18 protein-coding genes are annotated in these 20704 nt (G+C 71.3%); 8 read left to right on the forward strand and 10 right to left on the reverse strand.

Going from position 1 to position 20704, the window contains the following annotated elements:
• Positions 1 to 6 precede the first annotated feature (6 nt).
• Complete coding sequence (locus OG574_RS14555) at positions 7 to 888, reverse strand: amidohydrolase family protein (RefSeq protein WP_442816822.1); 882 nt, start codon at positions 886 to 888, stop codon at positions 7 to 9.
• Entirely contained in the window at positions 885 to 1841 is a 957-nt protein-coding gene (locus tag OG574_RS14560) for an SDR family NAD(P)-dependent oxidoreductase (RefSeq protein WP_398374537.1), read from the reverse strand. Before OG574_RS14560 ends, OG574_RS14555 begins: the two co-directional genes overlap by 4 nt.
• 234 nt (positions 1842 to 2075) lie before the next feature.
• Here OG574_RS14560 and OG574_RS14565 point away from each other — a divergent pair, with 234 nt between their 5' ends.
• From OG574_RS14565 to OG574_RS14585, 5 genes are all read left to right on the forward strand, one after another.
• The gene (locus OG574_RS14565) at positions 2076 to 2501 is read left to right on the forward strand and encodes a MarR family winged helix-turn-helix transcriptional regulator (protein ID WP_326773591.1); all 426 of its coding nucleotides are present in this window, start codon (positions 2076 to 2078) and stop codon (positions 2499 to 2501) included.
• 10 nt (positions 2502 to 2511) lie between these two features.
• The gene (locus OG574_RS14570; RefSeq protein WP_326773592.1) at positions 2512 to 3300 is read left to right on the forward strand and encodes an IclR family transcriptional regulator; all 789 of its coding nucleotides are present in this window, start codon (positions 2512 to 2514) and stop codon (positions 3298 to 3300) included.
• A 135-nt stretch (positions 3301 to 3435) separates the two neighbouring features.
• Complete coding sequence (locus OG574_RS14575) at positions 3436 to 4503, forward strand: aromatic ring-hydroxylating dioxygenase subunit alpha (protein WP_326773593.1); 1068 nt, start codon at positions 3436 to 3438, stop codon at positions 4501 to 4503.
• On the forward strand, positions 4500 to 4664 hold the full coding sequence (locus tag OG574_RS14580) for a hypothetical protein (RefSeq protein WP_165914601.1): 165 nt from the start codon (positions 4500 to 4502) through the stop codon (positions 4662 to 4664). The genes OG574_RS14575 and OG574_RS14580 overlap by 4 nt, the downstream gene beginning before the upstream one ends.
• Positions 4661 to 5602 (forward strand): PDR/VanB family oxidoreductase, encoded by a 942-nt coding sequence (locus tag OG574_RS14585; protein WP_326773594.1) that lies wholly within the window; start codon positions 4661 to 4663, stop codon positions 5600 to 5602. Before OG574_RS14580 ends, OG574_RS14585 begins: the two co-directional genes overlap by 4 nt.
• A gap of 21 nt (positions 5603 to 5623) precedes the next feature.
• On the opposite strand, the gene OG574_RS14590 is transcribed toward OG574_RS14585, so the two are convergent.
• Genes OG574_RS14590 through OG574_RS14600 form a run of 3 tightly spaced genes read right to left on the reverse strand, consistent with a single transcriptional unit; the run spans position 5624 to position 8696 of the window.
• Positions 5624 to 6910: an ABC transporter substrate-binding protein gene (locus OG574_RS14590; protein WP_326773595.1), complete on the reverse strand. Its 1287-nt coding sequence runs from the start codon at positions 6908 to 6910 to the stop codon at positions 5624 to 5626.
• The gene (locus tag OG574_RS14595; RefSeq protein ID WP_326778486.1) at positions 6907 to 7740 is read right to left on the reverse strand and encodes a carbohydrate ABC transporter permease; all 834 of its coding nucleotides are present in this window, start codon (positions 7738 to 7740) and stop codon (positions 6907 to 6909) included. Before OG574_RS14595 ends, OG574_RS14590 begins: the two co-directional genes overlap by 4 nt.
• Positions 7741 to 7757: 17 nt before the next feature.
• Positions 7758 to 8696: a carbohydrate ABC transporter permease gene (locus OG574_RS14600; RefSeq protein WP_398376107.1), complete on the reverse strand. Its 939-nt coding sequence runs from the start codon at positions 8694 to 8696 to the stop codon at positions 7758 to 7760.
• Positions 8697 to 8887: 191 nt separating this feature from the next.
• Between OG574_RS14600 and OG574_RS14605 the strand changes: the two genes are divergently transcribed.
• Together OG574_RS14605 and OG574_RS14610 are read left to right on the forward strand one after the other, a co-directional pair.
• A complete protein-coding gene (locus OG574_RS14605; RefSeq protein ID WP_326773596.1) occupies positions 8888 to 9775 on the forward strand; it encodes a phosphotransferase enzyme family protein in 888 nt (295 codons plus the stop codon).
• Between the two features lie 166 nt (positions 9776 to 9941).
• Entirely contained in the window at positions 9942 to 12779 is a 2838-nt protein-coding gene (locus OG574_RS14610) for a glycosyl hydrolase family 95 catalytic domain-containing protein (RefSeq protein ID WP_326773597.1), read from the forward strand.
• 80 nt (positions 12780 to 12859) lie between these two features.
• Here the strand turns inward: OG574_RS14610 and OG574_RS14615 are convergent, their stop codons facing one another.
• The 4 genes from OG574_RS14615 to OG574_RS14630 form a co-directional block, all read right to left on the reverse strand.
• A complete protein-coding gene (locus OG574_RS14615) occupies positions 12860 to 13582 on the reverse strand; it encodes a 3'-5' exonuclease (protein ID WP_326773598.1) in 723 nt (240 codons plus the stop codon).
• A gap of 110 nt (positions 13583 to 13692) precedes the next feature.
• The gene (locus OG574_RS14620; RefSeq protein WP_326773599.1) at positions 13693 to 14949 is read right to left on the reverse strand and encodes an SAV2148 family HEPN domain-containing protein; all 1257 of its coding nucleotides are present in this window, start codon (positions 14947 to 14949) and stop codon (positions 13693 to 13695) included.
• 101 nt (positions 14950 to 15050) lie between these two features.
• A complete protein-coding gene (locus OG574_RS14625; protein ID WP_326773600.1) occupies positions 15051 to 16358 on the reverse strand; it encodes a copper amine oxidase in 1308 nt (435 codons plus the stop codon).
• Positions 16359 to 16403: 45 nt separating this feature from the next.
• On the reverse strand, positions 16404 to 17192 hold the full coding sequence (locus OG574_RS14630; RefSeq protein ID WP_326773601.1) for a Tat pathway signal sequence domain protein: 789 nt from the start codon (positions 17190 to 17192) through the stop codon (positions 16404 to 16406).
• Positions 17193 to 17351: 159 nt separating this feature from the next.
• Between OG574_RS14630 and glgX the strand changes: the two genes are divergently transcribed.
• Positions 17352 to 19466, forward strand: coding sequence for a glycogen debranching protein GlgX (glgX, locus tag OG574_RS14635; protein ID WP_326773602.1), 2115 nt, complete (start codon positions 17352 to 17354; stop codon positions 19464 to 19466).
• On the opposite strand, the gene OG574_RS14640 is transcribed toward glgX, so the two are convergent.
• Entirely contained in the window at positions 19420 to 20688 is a 1269-nt protein-coding gene (locus OG574_RS14640) for an MFS transporter (protein WP_326773603.1), read from the reverse strand. The two genes, glgX and OG574_RS14640, sit on opposite strands and share 47 nt — an antisense overlap.
• Between the last annotated feature and the right edge of the window lie 16 nt (positions 20689 to 20704).

The raw sequence follows: 20704 nt of genomic DNA on the forward strand, positions 1-20704 counted from the left end.
GCCCCTTCACGGTTTTGTCAGCCCGAGCAGCCGGGCGGCGTTCTCCTTGAGGATCTTCGGTCGGACCTCGTCCTTGATCGGCAGCTTCGCGAAGTCGGCCAGCCAGCGGTCAGGGGTGAGGACGGGGTAGTCCGAGCCGAAAAGCACCTTGTCCTTCAGCAGGGTGTTGGCGTACTGGACCAGCTGCTGCGGGAAGTACTTCGGCGACCAGCCCGAGAGGTCGATGTGCACCCCCGGCTTGTGGGTGGCCACGGCGAGCGCCTCGTCCTGCCAGGGGAACGACGGGTGCGCGAGGATGATCTTCAAATGGGGGAAGTCGGCGGCGACGTCGTCCACGTGCATCGGGTTGGAGTACTTCAGGCGGATGCCGCCACCGCCGGGCACGCCCGCGCCGATGCCGGTCTGGCCGGTGTGGAAGAGCGCGACGGCGCCCGTCTCCTCGATCACCTCGTAAAGGCCGTACGCCATACGGTCGTTGGGGAAGAAGCCCTGGATGCTGGGGTGGAACTTGAATCCGCGCACCCCGTACTCCTCGACCAGGCGCCGGGCCTGCCGGATCCCGGCGCGGCCCCGGAAGGGGTCGATGCTCGCGAACGGGATCAGCACGTCGGGGTTGGCGTGCGCGGCCTCGGCGACCTCCTCGTTGGGGACGGGCTCGGTGCCGGTGGCGGACTCGGCGTCGACGGTGAAGATCACGGCGGCCATCCGCCGCTCGCGGTAGTACGCGGCCGTCTCCTCGAGGGTGGGCTTCCGGTTCCCCTCGATCTTGAAGTAGGCGCTGGACGCGGCGTTCAGCTCGTCGTCGAGCGAGGCCCGCCCCTTGGACGACACCTCGGCGTGCGTGTGGACGTCGATCGCGGTGAGTGCCGCCACGTCGATGCCGCTCATGCCGGGACCACGCCCTCGGGAGCCTTCGGAAGGCGGGGCGCGGGGATGCCGACGGACTGCGGCTCGCGCCCGACCGACGTGTGCCAGGTCTCGGCGATGGTCCGCGGGCTCCAGCCGCCGTCCGCGTAGGCGACGGACACCTCCTGCGGGTGCGACCACAGGGCGAGCTTGTCGCCGCCGATGCCGATGCACTGGCCCGTGACGTCCCGGGCCGCTTCGGAGGCGAGGAAGGGCACGAGCGCGGCGCAGTCCTCCGGTGTGCCGAAGCCCTCGCCCCTGCGCAGGAACCCGGGCAGCGGCTCGCCGCCGCGCAGGGCGTCGACGTACGGGGCGAAGGCGGGGATGGTCTCGGTCATCGCGGTCGCGGCGACCGGCACGACGGCGTTCACGGTGACGCCCGCGCGGGCCAGCTCCATGGACCAGGTGCGCACCATCGCCGCGATCCCGGCCTTGGCCGCCGCGTAGTTGGTCTGCCCGAAGTTGCCGCGCTGGCCCGCCGGGGAGGCGACGAGCACCAGGCTGCCGCCCTCGCCCTGCTGGCGCATGCGCACGGCGGCGGCACGTGCGCAGGTGAAGGTGCCCCTGAGATGGGTGGTGACAACGGCGTCGAAGTCGTCGTCGGTCATCTTCCACAGCACCTTGTCGCGCAGGATTCCGGCGTTGGTGACCATGACGTCCAGCCGGCCGAACTCCGAGACGGCCCGGCCGACCAGGCGCTCGGCGGCCTCGGTGGTGCCCACGGGGACGACCTCGGCAACGGCCCGGCCGCCGGCCTCGGTGATCGTCTTGACGGCCTGCGCGGCGACGTCCTCGTCGATGTCGTTGACGACGACGCTCGCTCCGGACCGGGCGAGGGCGGTGGCGTAGGCGAGCCCGAGTCCGCGGCCGCTTCCGGTGACGACGGCGACCTTTCCGTCGAGAGAGGTCAATGGTCCTGATGACACGTCAGACATTGCGGCTGTGCCCTTCCGATGGCGTGAACAGGTACGTGGAGGGGAGAAGGCGGCCGAGGAGATCCGTTCCGCTCAATCCGTACCGGCCGACGAGAAAGACGCTAGGACCAATCATTGTTGTCGTCAATAGTTGCCGGAAGCCTTTAAGTCCTTCATGCTGGAGCCGACCTCACGCCCCCGTGCCCGCACGGACCGACCCCGGAGCCCGACATCACTGACGAAGAGGCGCCCTGGATGCGCGCGCTGCACGCCGACACCGGCTATCTCCTCTACCGGCTCGGGCTGCACTCGGGCCGGCTGTTCAACGCCACGCTCGAAGAGTTCGGCCTGCGGCTGCGGCACTACGCGCTGCTGCGCTACCTCGCCACCGTGGAAGGCGCCCTGCAACGCGAACTGAGCGACCGGCTCGGCTACGACCCGAGCGCCATCGTGTCCCTCGTGGACGATCTGCAGGACCTCGGCCTGGTGGAGCGGGGACCCGCGCCGGGCGACCGGCGCAGCCGCATCGTCGCTCTCACAGACCGGGGAAAGGACGTCCTGCGCGACACCGACAAGGGCAGCCGGCGCGTCACCGACGAACTGCTCGCCCCCCTCGCCCCCGGCGAACGGGCCACGTTGCAGGCCCTGTTGGCGCGGGTCGCGGAAGCGGACCGGGGCTGACCCGGCGGACATGACAGGGCCGTCGGAGGACTCCGCGGACGCAGCGCGCAGCCGTTCCGCGGCGGAGCGTCTCCTTGCGGTGCTCGGCGCGTTCGACCACCGCAGACCCGCGCTGTCTCTCACCGAGATAAGCCGCCGGGCCGGACTGCCGCTGGCCACCGCCCACCGCCTGGTGGGCGAGCTCACCGCGTGGGGCGCCCTCGAACGCGACGCGGCAGGCAGCTACCACGTCGGGCTGCGGATCTGGGAACTCGCGGCGCTGGCCCCGCGCGGCCCCGCCCTGCGCGAGGCCGCGCTGCCCTTCCTCGAGGACCTCTACGAGGCGACCCACGAGAACGTGCACCTCGCGGTGCGCGACGGCCTCGACGTCGTCTACATCGAGCGGCTCTCCGGCCGCCACGCGGTCGGCGTGCGCAGCCGCGTCGGGGCGCGCTGGCCGCTGCACGCGACGGGCGTCGGACTCGTCCTCCTCGCCCACAGTGCCAGGACCTTCCAGGACCAGGTCTGCGACCGGCCGCTCGCCTCCTTCACCCCGCACACCCTGTCCGACCCCGTCCGGCTGCGCCGCGCTCTGGCCGAGGTGCGGCGCACCGGCTGCGCGGTGGCCGACCGTCAGATCACGGACGACGCGGTCTCGGTGGCCGCGCCCGTGCGCGGGCCTGGGGGCGACGTCGTGGCCGCGGTCTCGCTCGTGGTCCCCTCGGCCGGGACACAGCCGCACTCGCTGATCCCGGCCGTACGACTCGCGGGCCGGGGCATCTCGCGCGCCCTGGGCTGGCGGCCCGGCTCAGGTCGGTGATCAGATATCTCCGGCATTCTCCGGCTTCCGCCCGGCGGAAGTGCCGTTGCCGGGACCTGGCCCCCGTCACGACGCTGGTGGCACACCACGGCACGGCGAAGCAGAGCCGCTTCGCCCTTCAGGGACGGGAGTGCCATGTCCGAGTTCGCGCGGAACCAGTGGTATGTAGCGGCGTACGGGACGGAGGTCGGGCGGGAACTGCTCGCCCGCACCGTCCTCGGCGAACCGATCGCCTTCTACCGGACCGAGGACACGGGCGAGGTCGTCGCCCTGGCGGACCGCTGCGTGCACCGCCGCTTCCCGCTCTCGCACAGCCGGCTCGACGGCAACAAAGTGGTCTGCGGCTACCACGGCTTCACCTACGACACGACCGGCACCTGCGTGTACGTACCCGGACAGAAACGCATCCCCCGTACCGCCAGGGTGAGTTCGTACCCCGTGGCCGAGCTGGACTCCTTCGTGTGGGTGTGGATCGGCGACCCGGCGCTGGCCGACCGGACGACGATCCCGCGGGCCCCGCACCTGGCCGACTCGGCGCACTGGACGACGGTCGGCGGCATGGAGCCCATCGACGCCGACTACGTCCTGCTGGTCGACAACCTGATGGACCTCTCCCACGAGACGTACCTGCACGGCGGCTACATCGGCACGCCCGAGGTCGCCGACACTCCCATGACGACCGAGGTCGACGAGGGCGCCGGCATCGTCCGCGTCAGCCGGCACATGGACGACGCCGAGTGCCCGCCGTTCTACGCGAACTCCACCGGTATCAAGGGCCGCATCACCCGCTGGCAGGACATCGAGTACCACGCCCCGTGCCTGTACCTGCTGCACAGCCGCATCGCCCCCCAGGGCGTCCTGCCGAATCCGGACGGCACCGACCCGGACGCCTTCCACGTGGAGATCACCTACGCGATCACACCGTCCACGCAGAACCAGGTCTACGACTTCTGGGCCGTCTCCCGCGACTTCGGCCACGGCGACGAGGAGATGTCCACGTTCCTGCGCGACTTCAACCACGAGGTCGTCATGCAGGACGTGAACGCGCTGAACCTGCTCCAGAAGACCCTGGACACCGAGCCCGCCGGCTACCAGGAACTCAGCATCAACATCGACACGGGCGGCCTCGCCGCCCGCCGGATCCTGGCCCGCCTCGCCGCCGGGGGCGACCGGTCCGCGACCCCCGACACCGTCGCGCGATGAGCCGCCCGCCCACCGCCGAGGTGTACCGCGTCGACTGGGTCCCCGGCACCGACGAACTGCACGGCATCTGCCACTGCGGGGCCGAGCACGACACGCAGGACCCCGTGGCGATGTGGCAGTGGATGCTGTCCCACCCCGATCACCAGGAGGACGACCGGTGACCCCGCCCTACGAAGCCGACCTCGTCGTCGCCGCACGCACCGAAGAGGCCACCGGCGTCATCTCCTTGACGCTCCGTCACCCCGAGGCGGACCCGCTGCCCTCCTGGGAGCCGGGTGCCCACGTGGACCTGGTCCTCACGGACGACCTGGTCCGCCCCTACTCGTTGTGCGGCGACCCCGCCGACCGCACCGCCTGGACCGTCGCCGTCCTCCACGAACCGAGCGGACGCGGCGGATCGGTATACGTGCACGAGAAGCTGACCCCGGGCACGGTCGTCCGCGTCCGGGGACCACGCAACCACTTCCCTCTCCACGAGGCACCGGGCTACCGCTTCGTGGCGGGCGGCATCGGGATCACCCCGATCCTTCCGATGGTGGCCGCCGCCGAGGCGGCGGGCGCCGAGTGGAGCCTGCTGTACGGCGGGCGGTCGCGCGGCTCGATGGCGTTCCTCGATCAACTCTCCGCCTACGGCGCGAAGGTGCGCGTCGCGCCGGAGGACGAGACGGGGCTCCTCGACCTCGACGGATATCTCGGCCCGTCGGACGAGAACACCCTGGTCTACTGCTGCGGCCCGGGACCGCTCCTCGACGCCGTCGAGGCCCGGGGCGCCGCGCACACCGAGCGATTCCGTTCTGCGCAGGACGGACCGGACGGCGCCGACGGCACGGACCACGCCTTCGAGGTGGAGCTGCGGCGCTCCGGCCGCACCCTGACCGTGCCGCCCGGCCGCAGCATCCTGCACACGGTGCAGGACGCGGGGATCGAGGTGCTGTACTCCTGCGCCGAAGGCACCTGCGGGACCTGCGAGACCGACATCGTGGAGGGCGCGGCGGACCACCGGGACTCGGTGCTCACCGCGGAGGAGCGGGCGGCGGGCGAGACACTGATGATCTGCGTCTCGCGCTGCCTGGGCCCGCGCCTCGTCCTCGACATGTGAATCCGTCTCCCGCGTCCCGCCCTACCTCTGATACCTCGCGAGCACCAGATTTCCGTCCTTCACCAGGCGCTTGCGCAGTTCACCGAGTCCGATCGAGCCGCTGTAGTACTCCTGGAGCGCGGGTGTCGCGACCTTGTCCTTCCACTCCGCGTAGCCGCGCACCGACTGCGCGGGGGCCGAGCGGAGGTCACCGGCGAGGGCCGTGCCGGTCGCCCAGTCGTTCTTCTGCGTGTGCAGGGCCGGGTCCTTCAGCGCCTCGGTGCCGGTGGGCAGCATCCAGTCGCCGAGCGCGAGGCGCACCATGTTCGGCGGCCGCAGCAGGAAGTCGATGAACTGCGCCGCCTCCTTCTTGTGCGGGCTGTCCTCGGCGACGGACAGGGTCTGCGGGGACACTCCCTGGGCGAGTCCGTCACGGCCCGCGGGCGCCGGGAGCACCTGCCAGTCGAAGCCCTTGGGCGCCTGCTGGACGATCTGCTGGCGGTAGGAGAAGCCGAGCGGGACCATCGCGTACTTGCCGGCGAAGAAACCGGGGAGCGTGTCGGAGCCGCCCATGCCGAGCGTCGTGCCCGAGGCGCTGCCGTCGGTGTTGACCTGGTCGTGGACCGTGCGGGGCACGACCTGGTCCGCGGCGTCGAAGCGGACCGTCACCTTGCCGTCGGCGCCGCGGTGGAACATGCGTCCGCCGGCCGAGAGGGAGAGGTTGAGGGTCGCCGAGACGGGCTCCTTCAGCGGCCACGCGACGCCGAACTTCTTGTCGCCGCTCAGCTTCTTCGTGACGGTCCTGAACTCCTCCCAGGACCAGGGCTTCGCAGGCGTCGGGATGCGGACACCCGCGGCTTTCAGGATCTTCGCGTTGGCGATGAGGACGCGCGGCTCCTGGAGGAACGGCACGCCGTAGACGCCGTCACCGAAGGTCGCGGTCTCCCAACTGTGCTGCGGGATGCCGGACTTGAGGCGGGCGGGCAGCAGGTCCCGCAGATCGGCGAGGTAGCCGCCGTACGCGAAGTCAGCGAGGTCGTCGGAGGCGTCGTGGATGACGTCGGGCGCCTCCCCTCCCTCGAAGGAGGTGAGCAGCTGGTCGTGGACGCTGTCCCAGCTGCCCTGGACGTACTTGACCTGGATGTCCGGGTGCGCCGCGTTCCACTCCTTCACGAGCTGCTTGTTGGCGTCGACGGACTCCTTCTGCCAGGCGAGGGACTGGAACTCGAGAGTGATCTTGCCGTCGTCGGCCGTGCCGCCCGAGGAACAGCCGGTGACCAGCAGGGCCACGGCCGCGGCGACGGCGGCCAGCCGGCCTACGCGCCTCATGACTTCACCGCCCCGGTCAGCATCCCGCCGGTGAGTCTGCGCTGGATGAGCGCGAAGATCACCAGTGAGGGCAGGGTCGCGAGGAACGCCGCGGCGGCCAGCGGCCCGAGGTCGGCAACGCCCTCCGCGCCGAGGAAGTGCGTCAGGATCACCGGCAGCGTCTGCCTCTCCGGGGTCTTCATCAGGACCAGCGCGAAGAAGAACTCGTTCCACGCGGTGATGAACGCGAACAGGGCCGTCGCCACCAGGCCCGGCGTGAGCAGCGGCGCCGTGACGGAGACGAGCGTGCGCAGCTTTCCGGCTCCGTCGACGGCAGCCGCCTCCTCCAGCTCGGGCGGCACGGCCCGGACGTAGCCGACCAGCATCCACAGTGCGAAGGGCAGCGACCACACGACGTAGACCATGGTCAGGCCGGGCAGCGAGTTGATCAGGTGCAGGTTCTTCAGGATCAGGAAGAGCGGGATGATCAGCAGGACGAACGGGAACGCCTGGCTGACCACCACCCAGCCCGTCGCAGCGCGGGACAGCGCGGAGCGGTGGCGGGCCATCACGTACGCCATCGGAGTCGCGATGACGACGGCGATCAGGGCCGCGCAGACCGCCACGATCACGGAGTTGACGGCGGCCCTCAGGAGCGGCTGCTCGTCGAAGGCCTGGCGGAAGTTGGCGAGTGTGGGGTCCTTGGGTATCCACGTGGGGTGCAGGCTCGCGAGTTCACGGGGCGGCTTGAACGCCGTGGAGATCAGCCACAGGAACGGGAACGCGAGGAAGACGAGATAGGCGAGCAGCGCGAGGTACTGGCCCGCGCGCGCCGGCCTGCTGGGCCGGATGCCTGTCCGGGTACGGCTCACTGCTCGTCGCCTCCCTTGAGCCGGCCCACGAGATAGAAGGCGAGGATGACCGAGATGACCGCGACCATCACGCAGCCCATCGCCGCCGCGTAGCCGAACTGGCCGTAGCGGAAGGCCTCTTCGTAGGCGAAGAGCATGGGCAGGCGGGTCCGGCCGCCCGGGCCGCCGTTGGTCAGGACGTAGACCAGGGCGAACGAGTTGAAGTTCCAGATGAAGTTGAGCGCGGTGATGGCGAGGGCGACCGGCCTGAGCGCGGGCCACGTCACAGCGCGGAAGCGGCCCCAGGCACCGGCGCCGTCGAGCGCCGCGGCCTCGTGGAGTTCGGGCGAGGTGTTCTGGAGCCCGGCGAGCAGGGCGACGGTGGTCTGCGGCATGCCCGCCCAGATGCCGACGACGATCACGGCGGGCAGCGCGGTCGCCAGACCGGTGAGCCAGTCGCGCCCGTCACCGAGGCCGAGGTCGCGGATGGTCTCGTTGAGGATGCCCGCGTCGGGGTTGTAGACGAGGCGCCACATGATGCCGACGACCACCTCGGGCATCGCCCAGGGAATGATCGCGAGCGCCCGCGCCAGCCAGCGGAAGCGGAGGTTCTGGTTGAGCAGGAGCGCGAGGCCCAGGGCGAGCAGGAACTGAGGGACGGTCACCCCGACCGCCCACAGCAGGCCGATCCGGAACGAGTCCCAGAACAGCGTGTCGTGCAGCAGGTCCTGGAAGTTGAGCGCCCCGACCCACTGGGTCGGCGCCGTGCGGCCGGCCTGCGAGTCGGTGAACGCCAGCGCGATGCCGTAGAGGAGAGGCCCGACGCTGAGCACGAGGATCGGGATGAGGGCGGGCAGAACCAGGAACCAGGCGGCGCCGCGGTCCGCCGGGCGCCCACCGCCCGGTGGCCCTGGCACGCGCTTCCCCGTCCGCGTCGTTGCGGTCGCCAATGTCACGTGTCCGGCTCCTTCGGGCGACTGGGTACGGCACCGGCCACCCCGGCGGCCTCCGTCATCGTGCTGAGGGACCCGTTACTCGTCAAGCCAGTGCGCACGGCCTTGTCCGTCAGGGCGTGGACCGGGGCGTATGCGCACGTGATACGGGTGCGAGACTGGGCCCGGACCAAGGGATCATCGGGAGGCAAGTGATGGACGAGGCGCAGGCGCGGAAGGTGCTCGCGGCGGCGGGGCTCCTCGGTGGACAGCAGGGCGGCGGACAGCGGGGCGGTGGGCCGGAGGGCGAGCTGCTCGCGCTCGGCGAGAACGCCGTGTTCGCGCTCGGCGACCTGGTGGTCAAGGTGGGCCGCGACCCCGAGCTCCTGGAGCGTGCCCGGCGCGAGCTCGCCGTCGCGGGCTGGCTCGCCGGCCAGGGCGTGCCGGCCGTACGGGCCGCCGAGCCCGAGCCGCTCCTCGTGGACGGTCACCCGGTGACGCTGTGGCACCGCGTTCCGGCCGCGCTGCGCCCCGCCGAGCCGCGCGACCTGGCCGAGCTGCTCCGCCTCGTGCACGCCCTGCCCGCCCCGCCCTTCGCGCTGCCGCGCCGCGAGCTGCTCGGCGGCGTCGAGCGGTGGCTGCGGCTCGCAGGCGACGCGATCGACCCCGCCGACGCCGCGTATCTGCGCGAACGGCGCGACAGCTTCGCGGACGCGGCGGCGGCGCTCGTCCCCCACCTGACGCCGGGCCCGATCCATGGGGACGCGCTGCCGCGCAATGTTCACATCGGCCCCGACGGACCCGTCCTCGTCGACCTGGAGACGTTCTCCTCCGACCTGCGCGAGCACGACCTGGTCGTCATGGCGCTCTCCCGCGACCGCTACGGGCTCGACCCCGAGGCGTACGACGCGTTCACGCGGACGTACGGCTGGGACGTGCGGGAGTGGGACGGGTGCGCCGTGCTGCGCGGCGCGCGCGAGACGGCGAGCTGCGCGTGGGTCGCCCAGCACGCGCCGACCAACCCCAAGGCGCTCGCGGAGTTCGAGCGCAGGGTGGCGTCACTGCGGGACGGGGATCCGACGGTGCGCTGGTACCCGTTCTGACGGCTTCCTTCGAGGCGCGCGGCTGAACTTCCGCCCCTGCACGGGCGTTTGGACTCCCGCTCAGGAGTTGTTGGACTTTCGCGCTGAATTCATCCGATCTCTTTCCCGTGGCGGGGTCCTGGAGCAAGGTACGGCGGAGTTCGCCGACCCTTGCCTGGAGGACCTGATGCCCACGCACCCCGAACCCGACTCCGCCGTCTCCCGCCGTTCCGTCCTCAAATACGGCTCAGCCATCGGATCTCTCCTGGCCCTGAGCCAAGTTCCCGCCTTCACGGCACAGGCAGCGCCGAGACCCGGCGGGCACCCGGCCGCGCCACGCCTCGTACCCGAGGCCGACGCGCTCGCGCTGCGCTACGGGTCCCCGGCCGCCGAGGACCTGCTCATGCGGGAGGGACTGCCCATCGGCAACGGCCGCCTCGGGGCCGTCGTCTCGGGGCACCCGTCCCGCGAGGTCCTGTCCGTCTCGGACGTCACCCTGTGGACGGGCGGAGCGAACGACGCGCTCGAGTCCGACGGTCAATTCCCTTACGACACCGCCCATTTCGGCTCGTACGGCGTCCTCACCAAGGCGTATCTGGAGGTGCCGGGACACGACCCGTCCGCCGTGAGCGGCTACCGGCGCCGCCTCGACCTCAGCAACGGCCTGACGACGGTGGAGTACGAGCTCGGCGGAACCCGCTTCCGGCGTGAGATCTACTGCAGTCACCCCGACGACGTGATCGTCGTCCGGCTCACCCGCAACGGCGGCGGCACCTGGAGCGGACGCCTCACGCTGACCGGGACGCGCGGCGAGCCGATCACCGTGGACCGCGCCACGGCGTCGGCCGGCTTCGCCGCGAAACTCGACAACGGCCTCGCGTACGCCGCCGTCGCGCGGGCGGCGACGCACCGCGGCGGCACGGTCGGCGCGAGCGGCTCCTCGGTCACCTTCGAGGACTGCGACGAGGTGCTCCTCGTCCTGAGCGGCGGCACCTCCTACTCCCCCGACGCCGACGGCTTCATCGACCGTGACGCCGACCCGCGCGCCACCGCCGCCACGCGGACCGCCGCCGCGGCGAAGGCCGGCGCGACCCGCCTCCTCGCCGCCCATGTCGCCGACCACCGCGCCCTGTTCGACACCATGAGCGTCGACCTGGGCGCGTCCACCGACGCGCAGCGGGCCCTGGACACCGACAAGCGGCTCCTGGCCCGGCAGGCCTCCGGTGGCCGCCCCGACCCCGAACTCGAGGCGTCGTACGTCCAGTTCGGCCGCTATCTCACCGTGTGCGGCTCGCGCTCCTCGCTGCCGCTCAACCTCCAAGGCCTGTGGATCGACCGGAACGACCCGGCGTGGATGGCGGACTACCACACCGACATCAACATCCAGATGAACTACTGGCCCACCGACAGGACCGGCCTGCCCGACTGCTTCGACGCCCTCGCCGACTACTGCCTCGCCCAGGTCCCGCACTGGGAGAAGCGCACCCGCGAGCTGTTCAACGACCCGCGCAACGGCTTTCGCAACACGAGCGGCGAGATCGCCGGCTGGACCACCGCGTTCTCCACCAACACCATGGGCGGCCCCGGTTGGTGGTGGCACCCGGCGAGCAACGCCTGGCTGTGCAACTCCCTCTTCGAGCACTACGAGTTCACCCTCGACCGGCGCTATCTGGCGAAGATCCTGCCGCTCCTGGAGGGGGCCTGCGCGTTCTGGGAGAAGCGGCTCGTCACGGCGACGGTGAAGGACCCGAGGACCGGGGCGGACGTCGAGGTGCTCGTCGACGACCACGACTGGTCGCCGGAGCACGGTCCGACCGACGCGCGCGGCATCACGTACGCCCAGGAGCTGGTCTGGCAGCTCTTCGAGAACTTCCGCACCGCCACGGCGGCCCTCGGCACCTCCAAGGCATACGCCCGCCGTGTCGCCGCCCTCCAGAACAGGCTGTACCTGCCGCGCGTCAGCCCCACCACGGGCTGGCTGGAGGAGTGGATGGGCGGCGCGAACCTCGGCGAGACGCAGCACCGGCACCTCTCCTACCTCGTCGGCCTGTTCCCCGGCGACCGCGTCAGCCGCGACCGCAGCCCGCACGACGTCCTCGTCGGCGTCGACAAGGGCCTCACGGCCCGCGGCATGGACACCTACGGCTGGGGCTGCGCGTGGCGCGCCCTGTGCTGGGCGCGGATGAAGGACGCGGAGAAGGCGTACCAGCTCGTCGGCACGGTACTGCGGCCCTCCGTGAACCACAGCAACGGCACCGCGCCGAACTTCTTCGACATGTACCAACTGGGCGGCGACAGCTCGGTGTTCCAGATCGACGCCAACTTCGGCGCGACGGCCGCCGTGATCGAGATGCTCCTCTACTCCCGCCCCGGCCTCGTCGAACTCCTGCCCGCTCTGCCGGTCGCGTGGGGCGCGTCGGGCAGGGTCACCGGCATCGGCGTGCGCGGCGGGTTCACGGCCGACCTGGAGTGGAAGGACGGCGTGGCGACGAAGCTCCGGCTCACCTCGACCGGCGGCCGCACCACCCGCGTACGGGCCGGCTCCTGGACGAAGGACGTCAGCCTGAAACCGGGCGCGAGCATCACCCTGGCCCCCTCGTACGCGTCGCAGCGCTACGTCCTCGTCAACCGGGCCGACAGCGGCATGGCGATCGAGGTGTCGGGGACCGCCGAGTCCGCGCCGCTGGTCCTCGGCACGCGCACGGGCGGCGCGTCGCAGCAGTGGAAGTTCGCGGAGTCCCTGGACGGCGGCCACCGCCTCACCAACGTGCACTCCGGCCTGACGGCGGACGTCAGCGGCGGCCAGGCCACGGAGAACGCCCCGATCGTCCAGTACCGGGCCACCGGCGCCGACAACCAGCACTGGCGCGCGGAGTCCACGGACGGTGGCCACGTCCGGCTGGTGTGCGTCCGCACGGGCAAGTCCCTCGGCGCGGCCGGCGGTTCCACGGCGACGGGCACGGCGGTCGTCCAGCAGACGTACACGGGTGCGGCGTCGCAGCAGTGGCGGCGGGTGGCCGTGTAGAGCGGCTCGGTGGCGGCGGGATCTTCACGGCTTCACCGGCCCCCGGACCGGTGGCTCCGTGAAGCCCCCCGCCCCACCACTCAGACCCCGGGCCCCGTCAGCTCCCGCATCGGCCACGCCGCCTCGACCACTGCCTGTGCGTCGCCCTTGCGGCGCAGGAAGGACTGGAAGTCCGCCGCCCACTGCGCGTACCACTCGATCTGGGACTCGTGCAGCCGGGCCGGTCCGAGGGAGGCGACCTTCGGGTGGCGGCCGGCTATCGCGCCGGCCAGGCGCGCGGCGGCGAGGGCGTCGGCGGAGGCGTCGTGCGCGGATTCGAGCGTCACGCCGTACTCCGCGCACACCGCCTCGAGGTTCCGCTTTCCCTTGCGGTAGCGGTCCACCGAGCGGTCGATCGTGTACGGGTCGATGACCGGCGCCGGGTCCACTCCGCCGAGCCGCTCCCGCAGCGACGGCAGGCCGTGGCGGCGCAGCTCGGCGGAGAGCAGGGTCAGGTCGAACGCGGCGTTGTACGCGACGACGGGCACGCCCGTGCGCCAGTACCCGACGAGCGCCTCGGCGATGGAGTCCGCGACCCGGTCGGCCGGATCGCCGTCGGACGCCGCCTTCTCATTGCTGATCCCGTGCACGGCGACCGCGTCGGCGGGGATCTCGACCCCCGGGTCCGCGAGCCACTGCCGGTGTCCCAGCGGCCTCGCGTCCTTGACCTCTATCACCGCGCCCGTGACGATGCGCGCCTCGCGCGGATCCGTCCCCGTGGTCTCCAGGTCGAAGCCGACCAGCAGCTCCTGGTGCCATCCCATCGCGGCCCCCTTCTTCATGGTGCGTCCCCGTGTCTCCCCAGTGGCCACCACGATGACATGGGGCACTGACAACGGGCCGGGGGCGTTCCGCTTCCCGCCGTGCGGCGGGGTCAGGACACGGGCCGGGCGTCCGCCCAGGCCAGCTCGAATTCTTCGCGATACGTGGAGAAAAGTCCGACTTCCTCCCCGTCGCGGGGACTGTTCGCCTTCACCACGCGTCCGGGCCCGCGCAGCACGAGGACCGGCGCCTCCATGCCCCTGGCCCGGCGCAGGTACGACTGGACGACCCCGACGCCGTCCGACCCGTCACCGTCGACCAGATACGCGGTGAACCGTGGCGTCTCGTCGTAGACCTGGATCTCGAACGCGCCCGGGTCGCGCAGCCGGGCCCGCACCCGGCGCATGTGCAGGATGTTCATCTCGACGGCGCGGCTCAGCTCGCCGCGCTTGAGACCCAGCTCGCGCTCCCTGCGCTTGACGGCGCTGGAGGCGGGGTTGAGGAAGAGCAGCCGCACCCGGCAGCCGGACTCGGCGAGCCGGACGAGGCGGCGGCCCGAGAAGTTCTGCACCAGCATGTTCAGGCCTATGCCGATGGCGTCGAGGCGGCGCGCGCCACCGAAGATGTCCTCGGCCGGGAACTGGCGAAGAAGCCGTACCCGGTCCGGGTGCACGCCCACGACGTCGGCGTACCGGTCGCCGACGAGCTCCTCGACGGCGTCGACGGGGAGCCTGCGGGCGGACGGCACGTCGGAGCCCGCGCCCAGCATCTCCAGGAGCCGCCCGGACGCGCGCTCGGCCTGGGCGAGGACGGCCTCGGACAGGGCGCGGTTGCGCGAGACGACGTTCCGCGTGACCTCGAGCTCGTCGAGGGCGAGTTCGACGTCGCGGCGGTCGTCGAAGTAGGGCTCGAAGCAGGGCCAGTGCTGGACCATCAGCTCGCGCAGCTGCGGCAGGGTGAGGAAGCTGAGGACGTTGTCGTCGGCCGGGTCGAGCAGATAGCCCTTGCGGCGGCTGACCTCGCGCACGGCGACGGCCCGCTGGACCCACTCCTGCCCGGCGGGCCCGGCGGCGGCCACGACCCAGTCGTCGCCGTGGACGGGTTCGTAGATGGGGCGCAGCACTGCGGCCACGACGGCCCGCAGCCGCTGTTCGACCAGGTTCAGCCAGATGTAGGCGCGGCCGGCCCGCTGCGCGCGCGTACGGACCTCGCTCCAGGCGTCGGCGCCCCAGGCGAACTCCGACTCCGGTCCGATCTGGGATCCCATGTCCATCGGCCGTGCCAAGGACACCGCTCCGGGCGGGACGTCAGCGGAGCTCCCCTCGTGACCTGCGTCACCAGGGGGCAGCTCCAGCCCACCCGAGCTCACCCACGCACCGCCTTCCGCTCCCCCGAGCACTCCCCAGCAACGATCAAGGAAGGGTACTCCGGGAGCGGTCGGCGGTGCAGCCGGATGGGCAGGGTAGTTTCTCAACTACCGTTTCTGGGCACGCCGTTCTGGTCCGCGAGGTCGGCGGGAGTGAGCGGATTCATAGCGGTCACGTCCCTGGGGGCCAGTGAGAAGCCCTGCCAGTGGACCGGCATCGGCTGCTGGTCCTCGTCCCGGGCGATGTGGTGGAACCCGATGTTGACCCAGGTGATCGGGTGCGTGAGCGTCTGTCCGCCGACCCACTTGTCGACGCTGGCGCCTCCGCAGTGCCCGGCCGGGTTGTCGCTCGCGTACTGCTCGCACTTCTTGTACTCGGTGAAGTACACGTCGTGCTTGGTGAACGAGCGGCCGGGGAACTTGGCTGTGCGGCCGGGCACGAACTCGTAGGACCTGGGGTGGCCGTCCTTGTTCTTGCCCGCGGTGCTGACGACCCGCCACCAGCGCATGTCCTTGGCGTCACCGGCGAGTTCCTTGGTGACGGGGGTGCGGGTGGTCTTCGTGGTGGGGCTGCCGCTGCCGCTCGGCGCGGTGACCTTGGAGTCGTACTGCTCGACCTTGTTCTTGGGGGAGCCGTCGAGGCCGAAGTTGAGCCGCCAGAAGACGTTGTGGGCGTGGCTCTCGGCATAGGCGCGGGCGCCCTTGCCGATCGGCCAGCCCTTGCCGTCCGTGCCGTTGTAGTCGTACGGGGAGAGGCTGCCGGTCGCGCCGACGTTCGACGTGATCGTCCCGTCGGAGGAGAACCGCCACTCGGTGATGTACTCGTACCAGGACGCCTTGTTGACCGTGTAGACGAGGAGGTCCTTGCCCTGGGCGGTGTAGACCTTGCCGCTGCCGCCGGTGCTCTCGTCGTCGTTGAGCCGGTACGCGTGCCCACGCGCGCGCGTGGTGGTGCACAGGCCCTGCACGTTGCCCCGGTCGGGCACCTTGACGGTCTTGATGGTGCCGCCGGGGCACTCGCCGGGCTTCAGGTTCTGCAGGGCGTACCCGAAGTCGGTGCCGGTGACGTCGTCGTACTCGTTCTCACCGTCGTCGTAGGGGACATGGACCTGCGCGAGGCGGGCGCTGGTGAGGACGGCGATCGGCTTGGGCTCGTCCTTGGGCTGGTAGCTGACGTTGTCGAGGACGAGCCCGGACAGCGTGTTGTAGTGCCAGCACATGCGCCAGGTCGTGCCCCCGTCGAGGACCTGCTCGATCTTGTACGCGGTGCTGCAGGCCGGGGCCGCGGCGGCGGGCGCCTGCGGGGCGGCGGTGGCGGGGCCCGCGGCGCTGACGGCGGTGCCGAGCAGGGCGAGGGACGTGAGGGCGACTGCGGCCCGGGCGCGGGCGCGCCGAAGTCTGGTGAGGTGCATACGGAATGACTCCTTCAAGCAGGAGGAGAGGCGGGCGTGAGGGACTCAGCCGAGGCGGCCGACGGTGCGCGCGCTGAGGTCGACGACCAGGGCGCGCGTGTCGATCCACGGCCCGTTCCTGACCTTGGTGACGACGCGCAGGCACCGGTGCTCGCCGCAGGCGGTGAGGCCGGACGGGACGTGGGCGACGGTCTCCTTGCGGAAGACCATGCCGCTCAGCTCCAGCTGGTCCGTGCCCGTGAGCTGCTTGCCGGTGGCGTCCTTGTAGTCCTTCTTCAGGCCGGCGCCGAGCGGGTCCGCGATGAGGAGCTCGGTGGCCTCCCGCAGCTCGCCGGGGCTCGGCGGCGGCTGCACGCCGTGCGCCGTGTCGGTGTTCTCGACCTTGCCGCTGTCGAGGTTCACGGTCCTGGTCACGACCGTGTCGGCCTTGTAGTCGTAGTAGACGACCTCGGCGCGGCGCTCGGCCGCCTGCGGGCCGCTCTGCGTCGGGTCCACCTCGCTGAGGTTCGTGGACAGGTGCTGCGGCCCCCGGTCGCCCTCGACGTCCCGCGCGCTCCTGCGCAGTCCGTTGCTCGCGACGGCGAGCTGTTCGGCACGCTTGATCTCGTCGTCGGTGAGCGGGTCCCTGCCGATGCCCTTCTCGCCCTCCTTCGGCGCGGCCTCCATCACGCCGTCCTTCGGGATCGCGTCCTGCTGGGCGGAGCCGGCCTTGGCCTGGTCGCCCGCGCCCGCCTCCCCCGGCAGGGTCACGCCCAGCAGCACGGCGGTCGCCGCGGCCGCGACGGCCGCTCCCGCCATCATTTTCCCCAGATGGCGTCTTGCGAGCTCTCGCACATCTTCCCCCTGTTGTCCCCGCGGCCCCACCTGTGGGCGACGGGTATGCGTGGTCTTCCTGTAAGAGGGGCCCAATTCCTAGGTGGTTCCGTCACTTTCGGGAAGACTCTCGCCTAAGTCGCCCGGGGCATCCGGGCCGGAAGTGGAAGAGTCGTACCCATGCAGGTCTGGCCTGGACAGGCGTATCCACTCGGTGCCACTTACGACGGCGCCGGCACCAACTTCGCGGTCTTCTCGGAGGCCGCCCGGCGCATAGAGCTGTGTCTGCTGCACGACGACGGGTCGGAGACCGCGGTGGAGCTGCGGGAGTCCGACGCCTTTGTGCGGCACGCGTACCTGCCCGGCATCATGCCGGGCCAGCGGTACGGCTTCCGCGCGCACGGCCCGTACACCCCGGAGCGGGGCCGGCGGTGCAACTCCTCGAAGCTGCTCCTCGACCCGTACGCGAAGGCGATCAGCGGCCGGATCGACTGGGGCGAGGCGGTGTACGGGTATCCCTTCGGGTCGCCCGACAAGCGCAACGACCTGGACTCGGCGCCGCACACGATGACGTCGGTCGTGGTCAACCCCTACTTCGACTGGGGCGACGACCGTCCGCCGCGCACCGAGTACCACCACACGGTGATCTACGAGGCCCATGTGAAGGGCCTCACGATGACGCACCCGGCCCTCCCGGACGAGCTGCGCGGCACCTACGCGGCGCTCGCCCACCCGGCGATCCTGGATCACCTCACGGAGCTTGGCGTGACGGCGCTCGAACTGATGCCGGTCCATCAGTTCGTCAACGACCACCGCCTGGTGGAGATGGGCCTGAACAACTACTGGGGCTACAACACCATCGGCTTCTTCGCCCCCCACAACGCCTACGCCTCCTGGGGCGACCGCGGGCAGCAGGTCCTGGAGTTCAAGTCGGCCGTACGGGCACTGCACGAGGCCGGGATCGAGGTCATCCTCGACGTCGTCTACAACCACACGGCGGAGGGCAACCATCTGGGCCCGACGCTGTCCTTCAGGGGCCTGGACAACGCCTCGTACTACCGCCTCGCGGACGACCGCCGCTACTACATGGACACGACGGGCACCGGGAACTCGCTGCTCATGCGGTCGCCGCACGTCCTACAGATGATCATGGACTCGCTGCGCTACTGGGTCACCGAGATGCACGTGGACGGGTTCCGCTTCGACCTGGCGGCCACGCTGGCGCGGCAGTTCCACGAGGTGGACCGGCTGTCGTCGTTCTTCGACCTGGTGCAGCAGGACCCGGTGGTCTCCCAGGTGAAGCTGATCGCCGAGCCGTGGGACGTCGGCGAGGGCGGCTACCAGGTGGGCAACTTCCCGCCGCTGTGGACGGAGTGGAACGGCAAGTACCGGGACACCGTCCGAGACCTGTGGCGGGGCGAGCCGCGCACCCTCGCCGAGTTCGCCGGGCGGCTGACCGGCTCGTCCGACCTCTACCAGGACGACGGCCGCCGCCCGCTCGCCTCCATCAACTTCGTCACGTGCCACGACGGCTTCACCCTGCGCGACCTGGTCTCGTACAACGAGAAGCACAACGAAGCGAACGGCGAGGGCAACCGCGACGGGGAGAGCCACAACCGGTCGTGGAACTGCGGTGTGGAGGGCGACAGCGACGACCCCGGAGTGCTCGGCCTGCGGAGCCGTCAGATCCGCAACTTCATCGCGACGCTGATGCTCTCCCAGGGCGTGCCGATGCTCAGCCACGGGGACGAGCTGGGGCGCACGCAGAACGGCAACAACAACGCCTACTGCCTGGACAGCGAGCTGGCCTGGGTGCGCTGGCCCGAGGACGGCGAGCAGGACGCCCTGCTGGCGTTCACGCGCGCGATGGCGCGGCTCCGGCGTGACCACCCGGTGTTCCGCAGGCGCCGCTTCTTCCACGGGCGGCCGGTCGAGGGCACCCACGACGAGCTGAGCGACATCGCCTGGTTCACTCCGGAGGGCGAGGAGATGACGCGGGACGACTGGGGCGCGGCGCAGGCGCGGGCCCTGTCGGTGTTCCTGAACGGGCACGCGATCTCGGAGCCGGGCCCCCGGGGCGAGCGCATCTCGGACGACTCGTTCCTGCTGCTGTTCAACGCGTCGCCCGACGCGTTGGAGTTCCTCGTGCCGGTCAACCACGGCCGGCAGTGGGAGGTCGTCGTGGACACGGCGCTGCCCGAAGGCGTGCCCCACGGGACCGGCGCGAAGGTAAAGGCCGGTGACCGCCTCACGCTCCTCGACCGGAGCCTGACGGTGCTGCAGCGGCCGGCGTGACGCGTGGTTCCGCCGGGGCCTTTACGAGGAGTGCGACGCCGAACGCGAGGGCCGCGGCGACGCTGCCCACGGTGAAAGCCGCGGCGGGGCCGTGGGACTCGGCGAGGCGGCCCGCCACGGCGAGCGTGACCGCCTGCCCGCCGACGAAGGCGCTCGCGGCGAACGTCATGCCCTCGGCGAGACGTTCGCCCGGCACGGCGCGTTCGGTGAGTCCGAAGCCGGTGATCAGGTTCGGCGCGAAGACGGCGCCGAACACGGTCACCGCCACATAGAGGCCCGGCATGCTCTGCGTGCCGATCAGCAGGAGGGACAGGAGCGCGGCTGCCGCAGTGGCGACGCGCCAGCGCAGCGCGAGCCCGAAGCGCTCCGGCACGGCCGCCATGGACAGGCCGACGACGGCGCTCATGACGCCCATGGCGGCGTAGACGAGGCCCGCCTGGTCCTCCTGGCCGAGCTTCTGGGTGAGCGCCGTGATCCCGGCCCCGCAGCCGCCGAGAAGGATGCCGAGGAGGACGAGGCCGAGGCGCACGAGCCGGACCTCGCGCGGCATGCGGGGTCGCCGGGCGCGCGGCTCCTTGGGGGTGGGCGCCCCCGCGGGCCGGACCGCGGTCGCAGTCGGGTGCAGCGCGAACGCCGTGCCGCAGGCGGCGACCAGGAGAGCGGCGGCCCCGAACGCGTACGCGGGGTGGCCGACGAAGGACGCGACGCCGATCAGTGCGGGCCCGAGGACGAACGACAGCTCGTCCATGGTGCTCTCCAGCGACAGCACGGTGTTCACGACGCGCTCGTCCGCACCCCCTCGGCGGACGAGCGCGACGCCCCGGGCCCTGGCCAGCGGGCCGATCCCCGGCACCGTGGCTCCGGCGAGCACGCCGAGCGCCACCAAGAGCGGCGTGGACGGCCCCGCGAGGGCGCCGAGCGTGTAGCAGGCGATCGCGACGGCGTTCAGCAGCGAGCAGCACAGCACGACGCTCCGCTGACCGCGCCGGTCGGCGAGCCGGCCGACGACGGGCCCCATGGCCACCTGTCCGAGCGCGAGCGCGCAGGCCACGGTCCCTCCAGTGGCGAGGGAACCGCTCGTCCTGGTGATCAGCAGGACGCTGCCGAACTGGATCACCGCCACCGGCAGCCGCCCCAAGAACGAGATCACCGGGAGCAGTACCCCGGTCGCCCCGAGCACCTCGCGGTATGTCGCCGACGTTCCGCCCGCTGCCTGTGCCATCGTTCGAAACTATCGA

The sequence above is a fragment of the Streptomyces sp. NBC_01445 genome, from assembly GCF_035918235.1.
In the GTDB taxonomy this organism is placed as follows: domain Bacteria; phylum Actinomycetota; class Actinomycetes; order Streptomycetales; family Streptomycetaceae; genus Streptomyces.